Annotated in this window: 6 protein-coding genes; 4 read left to right on the top strand and 2 right to left on the bottom strand. The window is 56.4% G+C overall.

The features are described 5' to 3' along the window. Positions 1 to 361 precede the first annotated feature (361 nt). The 4 genes from ACOCD2_RS15935 to ACOCD2_RS15920 are packed head-to-tail and all read left to right on the top strand — an operon-like array spanning position 362 to position 1,844. Positions 362 to 796, top strand: coding sequence for a hypothetical protein (locus ACOCD2_RS15935; protein ID WP_293648516.1), 435 nt, complete (start codon positions 362 to 364; stop codon positions 794 to 796). Then, entirely contained in the window at positions 793 to 1,254 is a 462-nt protein-coding gene (locus tag ACOCD2_RS15930; RefSeq protein WP_293648514.1) for a hypothetical protein, read from the top strand. Before ACOCD2_RS15935 ends, ACOCD2_RS15930 begins: the two co-directional genes overlap by 4 nt. Before the next feature lie 51 nt (positions 1,255 to 1,305). After that, positions 1,306 to 1,545, top strand: coding sequence for a hypothetical protein (locus ACOCD2_RS15925; RefSeq protein ID WP_293648512.1), 240 nt, complete (start codon positions 1,306 to 1,308; stop codon positions 1,543 to 1,545). Further along, positions 1,539 to 1,844 carry a hypothetical protein gene (locus tag ACOCD2_RS15920; protein ID WP_293648509.1) on the top strand — a complete coding sequence of 102 codons (306 nt, stop codon included), beginning with the start codon at positions 1,539 to 1,541 and terminating at the stop codon, positions 1,842 to 1,844. Before ACOCD2_RS15925 ends, ACOCD2_RS15920 begins: the two co-directional genes overlap by 7 nt. Before the next feature lie 60 nt (positions 1,845 to 1,904). Here the strand turns inward: ACOCD2_RS15920 and ACOCD2_RS15915 are convergent, their stop codons facing one another. Both ACOCD2_RS15915 and ACOCD2_RS15910 read right to left on the bottom strand, forming a co-directional pair. Next, positions 1,905 to 2,462, bottom strand: a complete 558-nt coding sequence (locus tag ACOCD2_RS15915; RefSeq protein ID WP_293648507.1) for a hypothetical protein — start codon at positions 2,460 to 2,462, stop codon at positions 1,905 to 1,907. Between the two features lie 9 nt (positions 2,463 to 2,471). Further along, positions 2,472 to 2,794 (bottom strand): hypothetical protein (locus ACOCD2_RS15910; protein WP_293652890.1); only part of this gene is annotated, 323 nt, incomplete at its 5' end.

Genomic DNA, 2,794 nt, shown 5'->3' with positions numbered 1-2,794 from the left:
AAAGGAGGGCCGCGTTCTCAGGTGGAGACCTTGAATTAAGCCGGCAAAACCAATAGAATCACGAAACGGAACACACCGGGTATCCATAACAGTCCCGGCATCTCGAAGCATTCAGCACAGACCGTCATCACGACGGCGCGGCGCTAGGCGGCGCTGCCACTTCCATCCTGGAACATACCGCCCCCCTGCGTGCCCTTTTCCCTGGCCGTTTTGCGCCCAGCGAACAGCGCATGCGTGCGCTTGTACGATTTTGCTCTTCGGAGCCCTCGTAGCGTGAGGTAAATCCGCCAAATCAATCGATCTGGATTTCACCACCCAGGTCGTCATCAATCGTCAGGCTGGTGACCTGAAAGGAGGTTGCATGATTACGACAACCTACGGGAATCCGACCGAGAACGGTCGGATTATATACACCGGCCAGCAGCTATGCGGCCAGGTCCAACGGCAGGTGGAAACCGTACTCGGTACGGTGAAAACCGCCGATGGCCAAACGGCGCTGGATGCCCTGGAATGGATCGCGTGTTATGAGCGCGACGGTTCCCTGGCGACACCGGAAAGCCCCTTCATGGAAGGGGAGACCTTCGTGTCCGCCGGCATGGGCAACAACGAGGGGTGGCTGATCACGGTGTACACCCGCCGTGCCGCCGACCCACGGCCGGAATACGGAACTGCCATGATTATCAAATACCTGGCGGACAGGGATCTGGTCTACGACGGCGCCAAGGCGCTGTCCATCGCCTTCGATGAAGGGCAGTTTCACTGCGAACCTGCTCTGGAAACGGAGGAAAAGCGATGAACACGAAACGTACTATCGCCCAGGCAATGGGGTACACCATCGGCCATACCGACATCGGCGGTTGGTATGCCCTGTTGCCCGGGGAAACCGAGTTCCGCCATGTAGACGGGGCGCACAACTACGTCGGCTTCTTCGATTCTGAGGAAGAATTGCTGGACGAGCTGTGCCCCAGGAACCGGGTCACGTTTAATGGACCCGATGCCGTGAACAAGGTGGTGGAATTCGCACGAAAGGTAGGTGTGCCCGAAAACACGGATCCTCCACCGCTGGTACTGATGCCAGCGGATGAGCTGGCGAACCTGCGCAGGCAGGGGCGCTGGCTCCTTGGATTCACATACAACAGAAAGTCCTCCCAATGGGCGGACCAGCTGTTTGGCACCATTGAGGAGTTCCGCGAATACACCCTGTCGTGCGGATACGACACGATGTTTTGCCACCAATTATCCAACAGGTCCTAACCAAGCCTGTTGTCAACAACAAACCGGTTGGTAACCGAAAGGAGGGCTGCAATGGCAGTACCAACGTATGAGCAGCGGGTGGCCCGCATGAAGCGCCCGGAAGATGTGGACCGGGAGCTCAAGCGGGCCAAGGCCTACATGATGAGGCTCCGCGGCAAAATGAAAAAAGCCGCGAGCCTTGATGAAAAAATCCAGCTTGAAAAGGATATCAAGCTGGCGGAGTCCGTTTTGAGGCAACTCCGTCTCAACATCTACGAGCTGGAGGATCAGCTTGGAGGTGCGTCATGTTGACAGCAGATGACTTCGACAAGGAGGTTAAGGAAAAGCGCCTGAACCGTCGCTACTGGCGGGAGGTCATCGAGGACCCCAACGATTTCGATGCCATCGAGATCCACGGGGTGCGGGACCTCGGGGGCGGGGTGTGCGAAATCACCCACGAGGACGACACGCCAGACTTCTTCAGTGTCTATGTACACATGAAAGAAGGTGGGGTCCAATGCGTGGGGGATCACAGCCAGCTGAGCGAAGCCAAAGAGCATGCGAACATGCTCTCCAGGCTGTACGGCTGGCCCATCACCTATAGTCCTTAACACCACCGTTTGCCCCTGACCAACTGATTTTATACCGGTTGATCAGGGGCTTTTTCTTGCTCACGCCTCCTGAATTACGACATCCCAGGCGGCAACCGCCGAGGGGTAACTCTGCTTTGAGGTGATGCCGTTGGGCAGGACAAACCGATAACGCCCATCCGGGTCTTTGTCGAGAAAATAGCCGGCCTGTTCTTTTTTCTTGCGCCGCGCCGTCCATTCTTGGGCGACCCAGGCCCAGTAAGTCATGCCGTTGCCAAGCTGCTGAAACTGGACAGGCGGAAAAGCCGGGTGGAAACCAAGCGGGTTATACTCATGGAGCGTTGCCACAACCTCCTCGAGAACAACACCTCCCAGCAACTCACCGCATTCCTGGAGATAATCCCGAATCGTATCCCACTCCCCATGCACCAGCACATGATGGTTGGTGTCAACCAGAGGTACGCCATGGATTGCGGCCAACCGGTTGGCGCATGCCTCAATAGCCGTCATGCTGGCGCCATCATCCGAGCTGAGGACAAGACTCCCATCAAGAAAACAGGCAGCACATGCCCCGGGACGACTCTGGTCCCGCACCAGTGCAACCTGTTTCGATTTGAATTGTCGCCGACCAGTGTGCATGTTGATTTCTTACTTTCTATTCCAATTCTTCGTTTTTGGCTTGCTCGGCTTCTTCCTTGGTGTCGTAAACAACAGGTGCATGTACACTGTGCTCAAGGTTCCATTGGAAGGCAAGGTACAGCGCACGATTTCCTGGCGTTCCTCGGTGGTGAGCACCGACGGATCGACAGAGAGCCGCACGGGGCCGAAGTCTGATTTGCCCGCCAGAATGGCGGCGTCTTTGTTGAGCGCGATAATAGCTGTTAAAGCCATGGTGTTTCTCCTGTTGTTGATATTCAGAATATCGCCACCAATACCGTCTCGTTCGGTTTCAGTGACTCCTCGCCTCCACA

The sequence above is a fragment of the Thiolapillus sp. genome (assembly GCF_048562965.1).
In the GTDB taxonomy this organism is placed as follows: Bacteria; Pseudomonadota; Gammaproteobacteria; order Chromatiales; family Chromatiaceae; genus Thiolapillus; species Thiolapillus brandeum_A.
The sequence above is the reverse complement of the archived record's forward strand: the minus strand, read 5'-3'. Positions and strand labels throughout refer to the sequence as shown.

Excerpts from the sequence above, each read along its gene's own strand:
- ACOCD2_RS15920 (WP_293648509.1), top strand. The coding sequence starts at position 1,539 with ATGTTGACAGCAGATGACTTCGACAAGGAGGTTAAGGAAAAGCGCCTG.
- ACOCD2_RS15925 (WP_293648512.1), top strand. The coding sequence starts at position 1,306 with ATGGCAGTACCAACGTATGAGCAGCGGGTGGCCCGCATGAAGCGCCCG.
- ACOCD2_RS15930 (WP_293648514.1), top strand. The coding sequence starts at position 793 with ATGAACACGAAACGTACTATCGCCCAGGCAATGGGGTACACCATCGGC.
- ACOCD2_RS15935 (WP_293648516.1), top strand. The coding sequence starts at position 362 with ATGATTACGACAACCTACGGGAATCCGACCGAGAACGGTCGGATTATA.
- ACOCD2_RS15915 (WP_293648507.1), bottom strand. The coding sequence starts at position 2,462 with ATGCACACTGGTCGGCGACAATTCAAATCGAAACAGGTTGCACTGGTG.